The organism is Alishewanella sp. SMS8 (assembly GCF_030737935.1).
GTDB lineage: Bacteria > Pseudomonadota > Gammaproteobacteria > Enterobacterales > Alteromonadaceae > Alishewanella > Alishewanella maricola.
In genome coordinates, this window is record NZ_JAPJEA010000001.1 from 205,190 (window position 1) to 220,626 (window position 15,437).

A 15,437-nucleotide genomic window follows, 5' to 3' on the forward strand; every position below is an offset into this window, starting at 1 on the left:
TCTTTGTCGGCAGGTTAAGCCGGGTTAGCAATATCAACAAAATGTACGGTTAAACCCAGCTCAGAGGCTAAATGCTCACCTAAGGCTTTTACACCGTAACGCTCTGTGGCGTGATGGCCTGCGGCAATAAAGTGAATTCCCAGCTCGCGCGCACAGTGAATAGTTTGCTCTGAAACTTCACCACTAATAAATAGCTGTGCCCCGGCCGCTGCGGCTTGTTCGATATAGCCTTGGCCGCCGCCGCTACACCATGCTAATTTGGTTACTGCACCAATACCTACATCTTCGACCAACAGGTCACGCTGCAATTGTTCTGCTAACAACGCAGCGATCTCGGTGAGAGGCGTTGCTTTGGCTAACTTACCTTGTTGCAATACGCCAAGCGGCTCAACACCTAACACGGGTGTGGCCGTTTCAAGATGTAAAATTTGGGCTAATTGTGCATTATTACCTAAGGTTGGGTGCACATCTAACGGCAAATGATAGCCCAATAAATTGATGTCATGCGCTAACAAAAGCTGTAAACGGCGCTTTTTCATGCCAACCACCATGGGCGCTTCATTTTTCCAGAAGTAACCATGATGCACCAGGATGGCATCGGCATTTAAGGCCGCCGCTTGCTCTAATAGCGCCATGCTGGCAGTGACACCAGTGACCACGGTTTGGATCTGTGCTTTGCCTTCTACCTGCAAACCATTAGGGCAATAATCTTTAATGCGCCCACTGTCGAGTAACTGATCCAAATAGTCGACTAACTGTTGGCGTTCAATCATGGCATTTTCCTATTTTTCGCTTCTATCCACTGCCCCATATAACGGGTACTACGATAAGCATGCGATTGTAACATCTGGCCAGTAAAATTGCTGGCGCGCCGCTCTGCTCGCGTTAGAGCCGTTTCGACCAGCAGCGGTTGTAATCGCTGCCAAAAATACTGAGCTTGATCACTGTCAAAGCGCGTAGCTAAAATGTGAAAACCTTGCTGTTGCGCGCTTTGCCAAGCGGCAGCATCATGATACAACTGACAGGCGGCAGCTGCCTGCTCGCTGCTAGTCTGGGCAATCTGACCGGCCCAGCCACTGTCGATGGTCATCCCTTCTGCACCAATAGGCGTCGTCACACTGGGTGTGCCACATTGCATGGCTTGCAATAACTTGCCTTTTAAACCGGCGCCAAAGCGCAGCGGCGCTAAACAGACTCGGGCTTGACGCATAACCTGCTCGGCATTATCTACCCAGCCTTTCACTAAAAAGCCTTCTCGAGCATTATGTAAGGCGGTGGCTTTGGGTGGCGGATAGGCTCCATAAATATGCAACTCTGCTTGGGGTAACTGCGCTCGGATCTGTGGCCATAACTGCTGCTTTAACCACAATACGGCATCCCAATTGGGCGAATGCCGGAAATTACCAATACTAATAAAGTGCTGCCGTTCAGCAAAGCCAGGCGCGCTAGCAACAGGCTCAGTTTGCCAAAATGGGCAATAGGCCAGTAAGTTGGCTGGCAGCTGATAATGCTGTTGTAATAATTGCAGCTCATACTCAGAAATCACCAAGGTAAGATCACAACGATAAATCGCGGCCACTTCACGCATAGCAAGTTCATTGTTCAAGTCAGCTAGCTGCAACGGTCGCTGCTGCTTAACAGCTTCATGCCGGGCATGGCGCAGCGCATGCACGTCTTCCATATCAAGTAAACGTAAAGCCTCTGGGCAAGCCTCGGCTACGCGCCAGCCAAATTGTTCTTCTAACATAAAACGATCGAACAATACGGCAGCAGGTTGTAACTCAGCGATCCATTGATCAAAACGGCTGTCGTTCAGTGCAATGCTCTGCTCAGTAACACCAATACTTTCTAAAGCAAAGCGATGCGGGCTTTTTTCCGCCGCACTGGCAAAGATCACCTGCCAGCCCTGCTGTTGAAATAACTGCAGTAAACTGAGCATTCGGCTCCCCGCCGCCGACGAATTGGGTTCAGGCCAAACGTAACCAATAATCACTAACAGTGGCATGTTGGCTCCTATTCAAAAGGCCATATTCTACCTGCTAAGCCTGTAAATAGCATCTGTGTTGCCCCCCCGTATTTCACTGGTGTTTTCGAATATTATGGCCGGCACTATGCTAAGGGTGACCAAACCTTTTCGGACGGGCGATTTTATTCAAGTCGGGGAGCTATTCGGTCGTGTGGTAGAACGCGGTTTACTGGATACCGAAATCCAAACCGAAAACCATGAATTGGTGGCGATCCCCAATACTCTTCTGGTCAGTACCGCCGTTACTGTGACGCACAGCTCGGGTTGTATTGTCTCAACAACCTTATCTTTGGGCTATGATGTGCATCATGCTCAAGTTGAAACGCTGCTGCTGCAAGCAGCGGAAAATAGCCAGTTAACCGATCCCTTTGTGCAAGTGCTTGAGCTGGGTAATTTCGCGATTACTTATAAAATCAGCGGTATGTTGGTTGATGTAAAAAGTTTACTCAGTGCTCGTTCAAATTTGCGCAAACAGGTTTTAGATGGCCTGCATGGTGAGGGTATCGAAATTATGTCACCCAGCTTTATGAATCAACGTAAAGTGCCGGATGATGGCAAGGTGATCCCTGTGGGGCACCAACCTATTACAACGAGTCACACTGAAAATGTGGCAGAAAGCGTCGTGTTTGATAAAGCCGAAGAAGCAGAGCAACGCGAGAACGCCAAAGCAGGTTTGCAGGCACAAATTGCCGAGTGTGAACAAAGGTTAGGCGATGCCAAAGATGAGCAAAAAGAACTGCTTCAGCAGCAACTAAAAATGCTAAAAGACCAGCTAAAAATATTAAATGATACCCCGGTTGAACAAGCCGAATCGCCTGCTCAATAAGCTTAAATCACACTTAGCGGGGTGCGGGTAGCACATACCAGTACACCGCCAAAAAGTGCAAAATACTACCGGCCATCACAAACAGATGCCAGATTAAATGATGCATGTACAAGCTTTTCCAAACGTAAAAAATGACACCAAACGAATAACTTAGGCCGCCGGCTAACAGCAGCATTAAAGCCCCCGGCTCTAATTGCTGCAGCATCGGTTTTAACGCCAAAACCGCCACCCAACCTAAGCCAAGATAAAGCGCCAGCGACAATTTTTTGTATTTCATCGCAGTGAGCCATTCTAGCAACACGCCGCCAATGGCAATGGCCCAAACCAGCGCAAACAACGCCAAGCCCCAATGCCCCCGCAAACTGACTAAGGTTATAGGGCTGTAAGTACCCGCAATTAAAATAAAAATTGCGGCGTGATCTAGCTGTCTAAAGCGAAACTTTAATACCGGATCCACCACCGCATGATACAAACAAGAACTGCTATACAGCAGCACCAAAGCACTGGCATAAAGTAGCGCGGCCACCCGCTGCCAAACATCCCCCTCTAGGGTATGTGAAAACAAGGCATAGCCACCGACACAAGCCAGCAAGGCACCAATACCATGGCTTAAACTGTGTAATTGATCTTCTAAACGGCTGTAATGACTCATAACATCTTAAAATAGGTGCGATAATGCAACTCATCTTACCAGCTTTATCGCTAATGCCTAACCACAGTCGACAATTTTAACTGTCTGTTCGTCTTTATTTACAGCAAAACACCCGCATATCCGCTTTACGGGGTTTCGCTTTGCTCGGCCTTTGCCGTAGAATCCGCCTACTTGTTTTGATGATTGATAATGGAGCGCTCTGATGTCAGAGATAAAACACAGCAAATTACTTATTCTTGGCTCAGGCCCTGCCGGTTACACGGCCGCCGTTTATGCCGCCCGTGCTAACTTACAACCGGTATTAATTACCGGCATGCAGCAAGGTGGTCAATTAACCACCACCACTGAAGTCGAAAACTGGCCGGGTGATGCGCATGGTTTAACAGGCCCAGCGTTAATGGAACGGATGCAGGCTCACGCAGAAGCATTCAATACCGAGATCGTGTTTGACCATATTCATACCGTGCAATTACAACAGCGCCCCTTTATTTTAACGGGTGATAACGGCCAATACAGCTGCGATGCGCTGATAATCTGTACCGGCGCTTCGGCTAAATATCTAGGTTTAGAGTCAGAGCAAGCTTACAGCGGCCGTGGTGTTTCAGCGTGTGCTACCTGCGATGGTTTCTTCTATCGTAACCAAAAAGTAGCAGTGATCGGTGGCGGTAATACCGCAGTGGAAGAAGCGCTGTATTTAGCCAATATCGCTGCAGAAGTGCATTTAGTGCACCGCCGCGATACCTTCAAAGCAGAAAAAATCTTAATCGACCGTTTAATGGCCAAAGTGGCCAGCGGTAACATTATTCTGCACACGCACCGCACCTTAGAAGAAGTGCTAGGCGATGATATGGGCGTGAATGGTGTACGTTTAGCCTCAACCCAAGGGAAAGCGACTAAAGATATCGCCTTACAAGGCGTCTTTATTGCCATTGGTCATAAACCGAATACCGACATCTTCGCTGGCCAACTAGAAATGAACGGCGGCTACCTGAAAGTACACAGTGGTACTGAAGGCAACGCGACACAAACCAGTATTGAAGGCGTTTTCGCTGCCGGTGATGTTGCCGACCATATTTATCGTCAAGCCATCACCTCAGCCGGTTCAGGCTGTATGGCTGCACTAGATGCTGAGCGCTACCTAGACGCCCTTGCCAAATAAGCCATCCCTGTTAACACCTTAAACGTCTCAGAGTGAGGTCCAACCACACTCTGAGACTGGTCAGACCGCACTCTGAGACAGGTTAGACCACACTCAGACACTGGTCAGACTGCACTCTGAGACAGGTTAGACCTCACTCAGAGACAGGTTGGCGTTGTAACGGGGTTTTTAGTGCTTTTTAACCGGACATTGCTATGCCGATTTATTTACCTGAGCTAACTGTTAATTCACTTGTTTTCCCCCCGGTAAGTCAAGCGTTGACCGAGCCGGATGGTTTGTTGGCGATGGGCGGGGATTTATCGGTGGCACGGTTAACGTTGGCTTATCAGTCTGGTATTTTTCCTTGGTTTGCCGATGGCGATCCGCTGTTATGGTGGAGCCCGGGTACGCGTGCGGTATTTCCTCCTAACACGCTGCAATTAAATCGCACCTTGCGTAAACAATGGCAAAAATCCGAGCTGCAGATTACCCTTAATCATGACTTTGCTGCCGTGGTGAAACTTTGCGCGGCCCCCCGACCAAGCCAAGCACAAACATGGATCTTGCCTGATATTCAGCAAGCCTATATTGCGCTTCATCAACAGGGCTTAGCGCACAGTATTGAAATCTGGCAACAGCAGCAGTTAGTCGGAGGGTTGTACGGTGTACAATTAGGCCAGTTGTTTTGTGGAGAATCGATGTTCAACCGTATCGACAATGGCGCTAAATTCGCGCTCGTTGCGCTACAACAACATTTACAGCGTTATGCACCGGGCTGGATTGATTGTCAGCTACCCAACCCTTTTTTATTAAAACAAGGTGCCAGTACCATGCCAAGAGCCGATTACCTCGAATTGCTGCAACAACTCCGCACTCTGCCGGCACCGGCAAAACATTGGCAAGCGCAAACCTTAACGTTGCAGTATTAAGGTCCTGAATGGAAAATATTGCCTTACAATTTGGTTTAACGCAGCCGACAACCTGCAGTTATCTCCATGAACAACAAGAACAATTAGCCGTATTAATTGGTCCTGAGCCAATTGAAGCCGATACCTATAGCCAACTCATCGCCTATAATTTCCGGCGCAGTGGGGATCAAATTTATCGACCGCACTGTGCAGACTGCAGTGCCTGCCAATCATTACGGATACTGGTGAGCGATTTTCAACCCAGTGCCGCACAGCGACGCATATTAAATAAAGCACAGCGCGAACGTTGGCATTATAAACTGAGTGACGCCCCCCAAATTGATAGCGCAGAATACACCGAGTTATTTGCCCTATTCAGCCGCTATATCGCTTTTAAACATGCTGACAGTGTGATGTTTCCGGCTACAGATGAACAATTACACTCGTTATTACATAGCTACTGGCAACCTATCCGCTTGTTAAAGCTGTATCAAGCTGATGTGTTAATGGCAGTCAGTATCATTGATGATCTTAGTGATAGTTTTTCCGCGGTTTATACTTTTTTCGCTGCTGAAGGGGCTCGGTTTTCACCGGGTAAGCTGGCGATTTTATATCTATTAGACTTCGCAGCGACCACCGATCGGCGTTTTGTTTATCTTGGCTATCAAATTGAAGGCTGCAAAAAAATGGCCTATAAGAGCGAATTTCGACCTCATCAGCGTTTTTTTAATGGTTACTGGCATTCATTTGCGTAAAAAAGCGCTTGCTGCTTTACTTATCGACGGCTTTTCGGCACAATCTGCGCTGTTTTTCGAAGGCACCCAATTTTTTATAGAGGCGAGTACGCTGAATGGCGAAAGAAGATGTAATTGAGATGCAAGGTACCATTTTGGATACCCTGCCAAATACGATGTTCAAAGTTGAACTAGAAAACGGTCACGTTGTGATCGCTCATATCTCTGGCAAAATGCGTAAGAACTATATCCGCATCTTAACGGGCGACAAAGTCACGGTTGAACTGACGCCGTACGACTTAACCAAAGGCCGGATCGTTTTCCGTCAGCGTTAAGCATTAGCCAAAAACGAACACGCTTTCGTTTATTGGACAAACCCGGCATTCGCCGGGTTTTTGCGTTAAATCATTTTTGATGACGAGTAATTAAACAAGCAGCCACTACCCGATTAGGCAGCAACTGCTTACTCATCAGGCATCTGCTAAAGCTTGGCTCGATTGATAATCAAACTGCAGCGCATCAGCAACTAAGCTGACTTTCACGTCGCCGCCACTGCTTAAACTACCAAATAAGATTTCGTTCGCTAACGGCTTTTTCAAATGCTCTTGAATTACCCGCGCCATCGGCCGTGCGCCCATTGCCGGATCATAGCCTTTGTCTGCTAACCATTGTCTTGCTTCGGCAGTTAACTCTAACGACACCTGTTTTTTATCTAACTGCACTTGCAGATCACAGATAAACTTATCAACGATTTGCAAAATAATGTCAGGATCTAAATGCTTAAACCAAATAATGCCATCTAAGCGGTTACGAAACTCAGGGCTAAAAGTCCGGTTAATTTCGGCTAACGCATCATGGCTATGATCTTGTTGCTTAAAGCCAATGGTTTTACGGATGGTTTCTTGTACACCCGCATTGGTGGTCATCACCAACACCACGTTTCTAAAATCAATCTTCCGGCCATTATTATCGGTTAGGGTGCCATGATCCATGACCTGCAGCAGAATGTTGTAGATATCGGAGTGCGCTTTCTCAATTTCATCTAACAACACCACCGAATAGGGATGCTTAGACACGGCATCGGTTAACATGCCGCCTTGTTCAAACCCGACATAGCCTGGCGGCGCGCCAATTAAGCGGCTCACCGCATGGCGTTCCATATATTCAGACATATCAAAGCGTAATAACTCTACGCCCATCACTTTTGCCAATTGCTTGGTCACTTCGGTTTTACCCACACCGGTTGGCCCCGCAAATAAGAAATTACCAATCGGCTTTTCTTCATTGCCCAAACCTGAGCGAGATAAACGAATGGCCGAGGTTAATACATCAATCGGTTCGTTCTGACCAAACACCACCATTTTTAGATTACGATCTAAATTGGCTAACACATCTTTATCTGAAGCCGATACCGACTTCTCAGGGATGCGCGCAATTTTGGCAATAACTTGTTCAATCTCTGCCACGTTAATCGTTTTACGGCGCTTAGAGGCCGGTAATAAGCGTTGTGACGCGCCGGCTTCATCTATGACATCGATGGCTTTGTCTGGTAAATGCCGTTCGTTAATGTATTTTGCCGATAACTCCGCTGCCGCACGCAACGCTTTTTGGGTATATTTAACGTTGTGATGTTTTTCATAACGCTCTTTTAAACCAATTAAAATACGCGTCGTGTCGTCAACACTCGGTTCTAACACATCAATTTTTTGGAAACGACGTACCAAGGCAGTATCTTTTTCAAAGATACTTTTAAATTCTTGATAGGTTGTTGAACCCATGCAGCGTAAACGCCCACTGGATAATAACGGTTTAATTAAATTCGAGGCATCCATAACGCCACCAGAGGCGGCACCAGCACCAATTACGGTATGAATTTCATCAATAAATAAGATGGCATTTTTTTCTTGTTCCACTTCTTTTAGTAGCGATTTTAAGCGTTTCTCAAAGTCGCCACGGTATTTGGTACCGGCCAGTAACGCGCCCATATCTAATGAGTAAATCGTTGCGTCAGCAATCACCTCAGGCACTTGTTGTTGCACAATACGCCACGCTAGGCCCTCGGCAATGGCGGTTTTGCCCACCCCGGCTTCACCAACCAGTAAAGGGTTATTCTTTTTACGCCGACATAAAATTTGTACCGCCCGCTCGACTTCGGCATCACGGCCAATTAACGGATCAATTTGACCATTTTTCGCTAATTGATTTAAGTTTGCCGTGAAGTTTTCTAAATAACGATGCTCATCAGTCGAGGATTCGCCCATATCTTCAGGGGGCGTATCGTCATGCTGCTCCAGCTTTTCGGTTTTAGCGATGCCGTGTGAAATGTAATTGACTACATCTAAGCGTGTGATATCGATTTTTTTCAGAAGATACACCGCCTGAGACTCTTGTTCTGAGAAAATCGCCACCAACACATTGGCGCCGGTGACTTCTGACTTACCTGAAGACTGCACGTGAAATACCGCGCGCTGTAAAACACGTTGAAAACCTAAAGTAGGTTGGGTATCCCGCTCGAGTTCGCCTTCGGGTAATACGGGTGTAGTGGAGTCAATAAAGCTGGCCAATTCGTGGCGCAATTTATCAATATTAGCCCCGCAGGATTTTAACGCTGCTCCTGCTGCAGGGTTATCGAGTAAGGACAACAGCAGATGTTCTACTGTCATGAATTCATGACGACGGTCACGCGCGAACCTGAAAGCCGCATTCAGTGTCAACTCAAGATCTTTATTTAACATGCACTACTCCTAATCCACCTGAGTTAGATAATTCTCCGACCACAGTCGGTGTTCCCATTGGATTATGCTCGCTCCATGGTGCATAACAGCGGATGCTGATGCTCCTTGGCATAATCACTGACCTGCTGTACGCGAGTTTCTGCTATTTCTGCCGTGTAGATGCCACAAACAGCTTTACCCTCATAATGAACTTTCAGCATAATTTCTGTTGCCTGCTCGTACTGCAGGTTAAAAAACCGTGACAGCACATCAATAACAAAATCCATAGGCGTGAAATCGTCATTGTGCAAAACCACCTTGTACATAGGGGGTGGCGCCAGTCGTTGCCGCGTTAATTCTGCAATGTCATCAAAGTGTACGTTTGGATTGTTATTACCGCTCATAAATAAACTATAGCCATGCGCGCGCCATCCAGCAAAGGCGCTTCAATTAAAATTGCGTAAAAGTATTTAGCATATTTCAGCAAATACCTTGACTGTCTGTACAAATTATCTACATTAGATAGTGGAGCAACCAAAAAGCTCCTCTAACATGAAGCTCAAGCATACAGAATATAGCTAAACTTAGAGAAGGATGTAAGTAGTATGGCTACCGGTAAAGTAAAATGGTTCAATAATGCAAAAGGATTTGGATTTATCCGGGAAGATGGGCGCGACGAAGATATCTTCGCGCATTATTCAACCATCACCATGGACGGCTACCGCACGCTAAAAGCGGGTCAGGATGTCGAGTTTGACTTGTCTGAAGGGCCTAAGGGCTTACATGCAGTTAATATCAAACTTCCTGGCGAAGAATAAGTAAGCGAACACGTTACGGTTATTTCGGTAAGTTCATTAGCCATAATGTTAGCTTGCCCCAATAACCGATGTGGCTTACTAAACTGCCCGAGTACAATCCACAAGCTTGCTGAGCTGTTTCAGGTTCACAACGTTGGCTGTTCTCTCTACATTACAGTGACTACAGGCAGAAAAAAGGCGCTAACCCGAGGGTTGCGCCTTTTTGCTTAACCAAACAACTTGCCCAAATGCTTACAGGGCAGTTAAGGCAGCGTTTAGTGTTGAACTTGGACGCATGGCCGCTGCAGCCTTGCTTTGATCCGGACGGTAGTAACCACCGATATCCACTTCACGACCTTGCACACCGTTTAACTCGGCCAATATTTGCTGCTCGCCAGACTGCAGAGCGTCGGCTAGCTTAGCAAAACGGCTGGCTAAAGCAGCATCCGCAGTTTGTTGCGCCATCGCTTGTGCCCAGTACATGGCTAAATAGAAATGGCTACCACGGTTATCTAACTCACCCGCTTTACGGCGTGGTGATTTGTCGTTATCTAAAAACTGAGCGGTGGCTTTATCTAACGTATCCGCTAAGATCTGCGCAACCTTGTTATCAGCAACTTGGGCTAAATGTTCTAACGACGCCGCTAACGCTAAAAACTCACCCAATGAATCCCAACGTAAGTGGTTTTCTTGCACGAATTGCTCAACGTGCTTCGGTGCTGAACCGCCTGCACCCGTTTCAAATAAACCACCACCGTTCATCAATGGCACTATGGATAACATCTTGGCACTGGTACCCAGCTCAAGGATCGGAAATAAATCGGTTAAGTAATCGCGTAATACGTTACCGGTTACCGAAATCGTGTCTAAACCTTGTTTCATACGCGCTAAGGTATGACGGGTTGCCTCTACCGGCGACATGATTTGAATATCTAAACCATCAGTGTCGTGATCCGCTAAATAAGCATGCACTTTCTTGATCAATTCAGCATCGTGAGCACGTTGGTTGTCTAACCAGAAAATGGCTGGCGTGTTGCTTAAACGTGAGCGATTAACCGCTAATTTAACCCAATCACGGATCGGCTCATCTTTTACTTGGCACATACGCCAAATATCACCGGCCGCAACTTTATGGCTGAACACGGTTTCGCCTTTGCTGTTGGTTACCACAACAGTACCTGCCGCGGCGATTTCAAACGTTTTATCGTGTGAACCGTATTCTTCGGCTTTTTGCGCCATTAAGCCAACGTTAGGCACTGAGCCCATGGTACGAGGATCAAAAGCACCGTTTTGCTTACAGAAGGCAATAGTCTCTTGATAAACACCGGCATAGCAACGATCAGGGATGACCGCTTTGGTATCTTTTAATTGACCATCTGGACCCCACATTTGACCTGAGCTACGGATCATCGCTGGCATAGATGCATCGATAATCACATCGCTTGGCACGTGCAGGTTGGTGATACCTTTATCAGAGTTTACCATCGCCATGGCGGGTTTATCCGCATACAGCGCGGCAATATCAGCTTTAATCGCGTCTTGTTCAGCTTGAGGTAACTGCGGTAACTTGGCGTATAAATCGCCGATACCGTTGTTAACATCTAAACCCAATTGAGTAAAGGTTGTGGCGTATTTTGCGAAAATTTCTTTGTAGAATACTTTAACCGCATGACCGAACAAGATTGGATCCGACACTTTCATCATGGTGGCTTTTAAGTGTAACGAGAACAACACGTCCTGCGCTTTGGCATCTTCAATCTCAGCGGCGTAAAACTCGCGTAAGGCGGCTACGCTCATCATGGTAGCATCAACTACTTCACCGGCTAATACTGGCACTTTTTCTTTAAGTACTTGTACGCTGCCATCGGCTTGCTGCAGGCTGATTTTTAACACATCCGCTGCCGCCATAGTGGTAGATAATTCAGAGCCATAAAAATCGCCGGCACTCATGTGGGCAACGTGTGATTTTGAGCTGCTGCTCCAAGCACCCATGCTGTGAGGGTTTTTACGCGCATACTGCTTAACCGAAGCCGGCGCACGACGATCCGAGTTACCTTCACGTAAAACCGGGTTTACGGCTGAGCCTTTGATCTTGTCATAACGCGCTTTAACATCACGTTCTTGCTCGGTTTTTGGCTCTTCTGTGTAATCAGGTAAAGCATAACCTTGCGCTTGTAATTCTTTTATCGCTGCTTTTAATTGCGGTAATGAAGCGCTAATATTCGGTAATTTAATAATGTTTGCGTCTGGCTGTTTAGCTAATTCACCCAACTCAGCTAAGTCGTCGTTGATCCGTTGCTCTGGTGTCAAAAACTCAGGGAAGCTGGCAATAATCCGACCTGACAATGAAATGTCGCGGGTTTCAACCACTACGCCGGCAGCGGCAGAGAACGCCTCGATAATTGGCAATAAAGACTGGGTCGCCAGTGCTGGCGCTTCGTCAGTTATGGTGTAAATAATTTTTGCACTTTCATTCGACATGTTAGTTCCTGTATTGTAATCGACGGATCGCATTGACAGGGCCATTGCCACCCGAGTGTGGAAATTGTTTTAAACGCAGCCAAAAAACCGACTGATTATATCAGCATCAATCAGATTAAAACAGGCGCAGTATGACCGACCAGTAAATGTTCTAATTCACGCGTTAGGATGCTTACTGGTAATGGCGGCGGTTTGCCCCAGATTAACGTCGAGAATTTGTGTGAAAAAATCAACATCAGCAGCCCAATCCAAACATAAGGGCTTTTTCAAAAAAAACAATGGCGAGAGTGTTACAACACCGATCTTAGTGCTTTTTAATAAGCCTTTTGATGTGTTAAGCCAGTTTACCGACAACAGTACCCCACCGCGCGCTACGCTGGCAGACTATATTGATATTCCAGATGTGTATGCGGCAGGTCGCTTAGATCGAGATAGTGAAGGCCTGTTATTACTGACCAACTGCGGTAAAACCCAGCAACGCATCAGCGATCCGAAATTTAAAGCCCCTAAAACCTATTGGGTACAAGTTGAAGGTGACATTAGCGAACAGGCACTGCAGCAATTGCGCCAAGGTGTGCAACTCAAAGATGGCCTCACCCTGCCCGCCCAAGCACAACGGATGGCCGAGCCCGAGCTGTGGCCTCGCACCCCAGCCGTGCGTTATCGCGCTAATATTCCAACCAGTTGGCTAAGTTTAACCATTAGCGAGGGCCGTAATAGGCAAGTTAGACGGATGACCGCTGCGGTCGGCTTTCCTACGCTGCGCTTAGTGCGCTGGCAAATTGGTGATTGGCAACTGGCCGATCTAGCACCGGGTATGAGCCGTACTATCCCGCTAACCCGTTAAACGGCTCTGTTAAGGGCTATTTGCTTTACAGGATGACACTGCATGAGTAGAAATCGATTACATTTGACCGTGGCTGCGGTTATTCAGTATCAAGGCCGTTTTTTATTTGTGGAAGAGCAAGACAAGCAACACGGTCATAAAGTACTGAATCAGCCAGCTGGACATATGGAAGAAGATGAAGATGTACTCAGTGCAGTATGTCGCGAAGTGACAGAAGAAACCGGTTTAATACTCACGCCTACTGCTTGGCTTGGCATCTCACAATTAGCGGCAAGTAACGGTCATACTTATGTGCGGATTAACTTTTTATTTGAACCCGACTCGCTACCGCAACACTACCAACCGCAAGATAACGATATACTCGCCTTGCATTGGCTAAGCGCCGACGAATTACGCCAGCACCCCGTTCCAGCACGCAGTCGACTGGTGCATGATGCCATCAATAGCTACTTACAAGGCACTCGGTTGGCACTTAATCTGATTGAGCCGCTGCGTTAGCATTTTGCCCGACTAAATTTGGTGGTATAATCCGCGCCTTTAATTTTCAGCTAAGTTAAGTGCGGTGTCATGTCAGATAACAGCAGTAAAAAAGTCATCGTCGGAATGTCTGGCGGCGTAGATTCCTCAGTATCAGCCTGGTTACTTATACAACAGGGTTATCAGGTTGAAGGCCTGTTTATGAAAAACTGGGAAGAAGACGATAATGACGAATACTGTGCTGCCGCCGAAGATATGGCCGACGCGCAAGCCGTGTGCGATAAGCTCGGCATTAAGCTGCACAAAGTCAACTTCGCCGCTGAATATTGGGATAACGTGTTTGAGTACTTTTTGGCTGAATACCAAGCCGGTCGCACGCCAAATCCCGATATCATGTGCAACAAAGAAATCAAATTTAAAGCCTTTCTTGAATTTGCCGCTGAAGCCTTGCAAGCCGATTATATTGCTACCGGTCATTATGTGCGCCGCCGCTTTCAAGACGGCCATTGGCAAATGCTGCGTGGTTTAGATCAAAATAAAGATCAAAGTTACTTTTTATACACACTCGCTGAACAGCATATTGCGCAAACGTTGTTTCCGGTAGGTGAGCTAGAAAAGCCGGCCGTGCGTGCTATTGCAGAACAACAAGGCTTGATCACCCACGACAAAAAAGATTCCACCGGTATTTGTTTTATTGGCGAACGCAAATTTAAAGATTTTCTACAACAATATTTACCGGCACAACCAGGCGATATTGTCAGTATTGATGATCAGAAAGTGATTGGGCAACATGATGGCTTGATGTATCACACCCTTGGCCAACGTAAAGGCTTGCGTATTGGCGGGCTACGTGATGGCAGCGACGAACCTTGGTATGTGGTGGGTAAAGATCTTCAGAAAAATCATTTATTAGTGGCACAAGGCCATGACCATCCGGCCCTGTTGTCTAGCGGCTTAATTGCCACGCAATTAGACTGGGTTGATCGCACGGGGCCGCAACAACCGCAGCGCTTAACGGTGAAAACTCGTTACCGTCAAACCGACATTGCTTGTTTGGTTACGCCGTTGTCTGAAGGTCGGTTAAAAGTCGAATTTGATCAGCCACAAAAGGCCGTTACTCCAGGTCAGTCTGCCGTATTTTATTTAAATGAAGTCTGTTTGGGCGGCGGCATTATTGATGAGGCGTTAAACTAAATGGAAGCATCGTTACAAACTCAATTAATTGCTTTAGCGGGCCTGTGCCAAGCAGTAAAATTGGTGCAAACGGTTGCTCGCAGCAGCGAATCGCAACAAGGTCAATTAGCCATTGCGCTTGGTAGTGTTGTTAATCTTAACCCGGCTGAGCCGCTCGATATTTATGGCGGTGAGATGCAAAACTTGCGGCAGGGTTTTGAACTCATTATCGAACAACTTGCTGATAAACCAAAAAAAGATGTCGAATTAACCCGCTATTTAGTCGGCGTATTAGCGCTAGAGCGCCGTCTGAATAAAAACAGCAAGAATATGCAGCAGCTCGGCAATCAGTTACAGCAGATGGACCGTCAGTTACAGCACTTTACCGTAACAGACGAAAACATAATCGCTAAGTTAGCAGACATCTATACCGAATGTATCAGCAGCTTGGGGGCCCGTATTCAAATTTACGGTCAACCCGACTTACTCAGTCAAAACAGTGTGCAGCATAAGGTACGAGCATTACTGCTAGCCGCTGTGCGAGCAGCAGTGCTTTGGCGTCAAGCAGGTGGAAGCCGGCTGCATTTTGTTTTTAAGCGACGTAAATTATTGGCTGCGGCAGAAGCCGCATTAAACAGTATCTAACTAAGCACGATACCTCAGG

Annotated in this window: 16 protein-coding genes; 10 read left to right on the plus strand and 6 right to left on the minus strand. The window is 46.9% G+C overall.

The annotated features are described in order from the left end of the window. Positions 1-14 precede the first annotated feature (14 nt). Together ORJ01_RS00975 and ORJ01_RS00980 are read right to left on the minus strand one after the other, a co-directional pair. The gene (locus ORJ01_RS00975; RefSeq protein WP_306176637.1) at positions 15-773 is read right to left on the minus strand and encodes a Nif3-like dinuclear metal center hexameric protein; all 759 of its coding nucleotides are present in this window, start codon (positions 771-773) and stop codon (positions 15-17) included. After that, complete coding sequence (locus ORJ01_RS00980; RefSeq protein WP_306176638.1) at positions 770-2,005, minus strand: glycosyltransferase; 1,236 nt, start codon at positions 2,003-2,005, stop codon at positions 770-772. The genes ORJ01_RS00975 and ORJ01_RS00980 overlap by 4 nt, the downstream gene beginning before the upstream one ends. 79 nt (positions 2,006-2,084) lie before the next feature. Here ORJ01_RS00980 and ORJ01_RS00985 point away from each other — a divergent pair, with 79 nt between their 5' ends. After that, complete coding sequence (locus tag ORJ01_RS00985; RefSeq protein WP_306177507.1) at positions 2,085-2,852, plus strand: mechanosensitive ion channel family protein; 768 nt, start codon at positions 2,085-2,087, stop codon at positions 2,850-2,852. 13 nt (positions 2,853-2,865) lie between these two features. On the opposite strand, the gene ORJ01_RS00990 is transcribed toward ORJ01_RS00985, so the two are convergent. Further along, a complete protein-coding gene (locus tag ORJ01_RS00990; RefSeq protein ID WP_306176639.1) occupies positions 2,866-3,504 on the minus strand; it encodes a hemolysin III family protein in 639 nt (212 codons plus the stop codon). 202 nt (positions 3,505-3,706) lie between these two features. Here ORJ01_RS00990 and trxB point away from each other — a divergent pair, with 202 nt between their 5' ends. The 4 genes from trxB (at position 3,707) to infA (ending at position 6,619) form a co-directional block, all read left to right on the plus strand. Further along, positions 3,707-4,663, plus strand: a complete 957-nt coding sequence (gene trxB, locus ORJ01_RS00995; protein ID WP_306176640.1) for a thioredoxin-disulfide reductase — start codon at positions 3,707-3,709, stop codon at positions 4,661-4,663. A 194-nt stretch (positions 4,664-4,857) separates the two neighbouring features. Next, complete coding sequence (gene aat, locus ORJ01_RS01000; RefSeq protein ID WP_306176641.1) at positions 4,858-5,571, plus strand: leucyl/phenylalanyl-tRNA--protein transferase; 714 nt, start codon at positions 4,858-4,860, stop codon at positions 5,569-5,571. A gap of 8 nt (positions 5,572-5,579) precedes the next feature. After that, entirely contained in the window at positions 5,580-6,305 is a 726-nt protein-coding gene (locus ORJ01_RS01005; protein WP_306176642.1) for an arginyltransferase, read from the plus strand. A 95-nt stretch (positions 6,306-6,400) separates the two neighbouring features. Beyond that, positions 6,401-6,619, plus strand: coding sequence for a translation initiation factor IF-1 (gene infA, locus ORJ01_RS01010; RefSeq protein WP_008610216.1), 219 nt, complete (start codon positions 6,401-6,403; stop codon positions 6,617-6,619). 135 nt (positions 6,620-6,754) lie between these two features. Here infA and clpA read toward each other — a convergent pair whose 3' ends face one another. Beyond that, positions 6,755-9,019, minus strand: coding sequence for an ATP-dependent Clp protease ATP-binding subunit ClpA (gene clpA / locus ORJ01_RS01015; RefSeq protein ID WP_306176644.1), 2,265 nt, complete (start codon positions 9,017-9,019; stop codon positions 6,755-6,757). 62 nt (positions 9,020-9,081) lie between these two features. Next, positions 9,082-9,402 (minus strand): ATP-dependent Clp protease adapter ClpS, encoded by a 321-nt coding sequence (clpS, locus tag ORJ01_RS01020; RefSeq protein ID WP_226750934.1) that lies wholly within the window; start codon positions 9,400-9,402, stop codon positions 9,082-9,084. Between the two features lie 201 nt (positions 9,403-9,603). On the opposite strand from clpS, the gene cspD reads away from it, so the two are divergent. Continuing rightward, on the plus strand, positions 9,604-9,816 hold the full coding sequence (gene cspD / locus ORJ01_RS01025; protein WP_226750933.1) for a cold shock domain-containing protein CspD: 213 nt from the start codon (positions 9,604-9,606) through the stop codon (positions 9,814-9,816). Between the two features lie 231 nt (positions 9,817-10,047). Here cspD and ORJ01_RS01030 read toward each other — a convergent pair whose 3' ends face one another. Next, a complete protein-coding gene (locus ORJ01_RS01030) occupies positions 10,048-12,276 on the minus strand; it encodes an NADP-dependent isocitrate dehydrogenase (RefSeq protein WP_306176645.1) in 2,229 nt (742 codons plus the stop codon). A 181-nt stretch (positions 12,277-12,457) separates the two neighbouring features. On the opposite strand from ORJ01_RS01030, the gene ORJ01_RS01035 reads away from it, so the two are divergent. The 4 genes from ORJ01_RS01035 (at position 12,458) to hflD (ending at position 15,418) form a co-directional block, all read left to right on the plus strand. After that, positions 12,458-13,123 carry an rRNA large subunit pseudouridine synthase E gene (locus tag ORJ01_RS01035; RefSeq protein ID WP_371930703.1) on the plus strand — a complete coding sequence of 222 codons (666 nt, stop codon included), beginning with the start codon at positions 12,458-12,460 and terminating at the stop codon, positions 13,121-13,123. 42 nt (positions 13,124-13,165) lie between these two features. Then, complete coding sequence (locus ORJ01_RS01040; protein ID WP_226750931.1) at positions 13,166-13,621, plus strand: NUDIX domain-containing protein; 456 nt, start codon at positions 13,166-13,168, stop codon at positions 13,619-13,621. Between the two features lie 69 nt (positions 13,622-13,690). Next, positions 13,691-14,794, plus strand: a complete 1,104-nt coding sequence (mnmA, locus tag ORJ01_RS01045) for a tRNA 2-thiouridine(34) synthase MnmA (protein ID WP_306176647.1) — start codon at positions 13,691-13,693, stop codon at positions 14,792-14,794. Beyond that, positions 14,795-15,418, plus strand: coding sequence for a high frequency lysogenization protein HflD (gene hflD, locus ORJ01_RS01050; RefSeq protein ID WP_226750929.1), 624 nt, complete (start codon positions 14,795-14,797; stop codon positions 15,416-15,418). Positions 15,419-15,437 lie beyond the last annotated feature (19 nt).

Excerpts from the sequence above, each read along its gene's own strand:
- ORJ01_RS01040 (WP_226750931.1), top strand. The coding sequence starts at position 13,166 with ATGAGTAGAAATCGATTACATTTGACCGTGGCTGCGGTTATTCAGTAT.
- mnmA (WP_306176647.1), top strand. The coding sequence starts at position 13,691 with ATGTCAGATAACAGCAGTAAAAAAGTCATCGTCGGAATGTCTGGCGGC.
- clpS (WP_226750934.1), bottom strand. The coding sequence starts at position 9,402 with ATGAGCGGTAATAACAATCCAAACGTACACTTTGATGACATTGCAGAA.
- clpA (WP_306176644.1), bottom strand. The coding sequence starts at position 9,019 with ATGTTAAATAAAGATCTTGAGTTGACACTGAATGCGGCTTTCAGGTTC.
- hflD (WP_226750929.1), top strand. The coding sequence starts at position 14,795 with ATGGAAGCATCGTTACAAACTCAATTAATTGCTTTAGCGGGCCTGTGC.
- ORJ01_RS01035 (WP_371930703.1), top strand. The coding sequence starts at position 12,458 with ATGGCGGCGGTTTGCCCCAGATTAACGTCGAGAATTTGTGTGAAAAAA.
- ORJ01_RS01005 (WP_306176642.1), top strand. The coding sequence starts at position 5,580 with ATGGAAAATATTGCCTTACAATTTGGTTTAACGCAGCCGACAACCTGC.
- ORJ01_RS00990 (WP_306176639.1), bottom strand. The coding sequence starts at position 3,504 with ATGAGTCATTACAGCCGTTTAGAAGATCAATTACACAGTTTAAGCCAT.
- ORJ01_RS01030 (WP_306176645.1), bottom strand. The coding sequence starts at position 12,276 with ATGTCGAATGAAAGTGCAAAAATTATTTACACCATAACTGACGAAGCG.
- trxB (WP_306176640.1), top strand. The coding sequence starts at position 3,707 with ATGTCAGAGATAAAACACAGCAAATTACTTATTCTTGGCTCAGGCCCT.
- aat (WP_306176641.1), top strand. The coding sequence starts at position 4,858 with ATGCCGATTTATTTACCTGAGCTAACTGTTAATTCACTTGTTTTCCCC.
- infA (WP_008610216.1), top strand. The coding sequence starts at position 6,401 with ATGGCGAAAGAAGATGTAATTGAGATGCAAGGTACCATTTTGGATACC.
- ORJ01_RS00980 (WP_306176638.1), bottom strand. The coding sequence starts at position 2,005 with ATGCCACTGTTAGTGATTATTGGTTACGTTTGGCCTGAACCCAATTCG.
- cspD (WP_226750933.1), top strand. The coding sequence starts at position 9,604 with ATGGCTACCGGTAAAGTAAAATGGTTCAATAATGCAAAAGGATTTGGA.
- ORJ01_RS00975 (WP_306176637.1), bottom strand. The coding sequence starts at position 773 with ATGATTGAACGCCAACAGTTAGTCGACTATTTGGATCAGTTACTCGAC.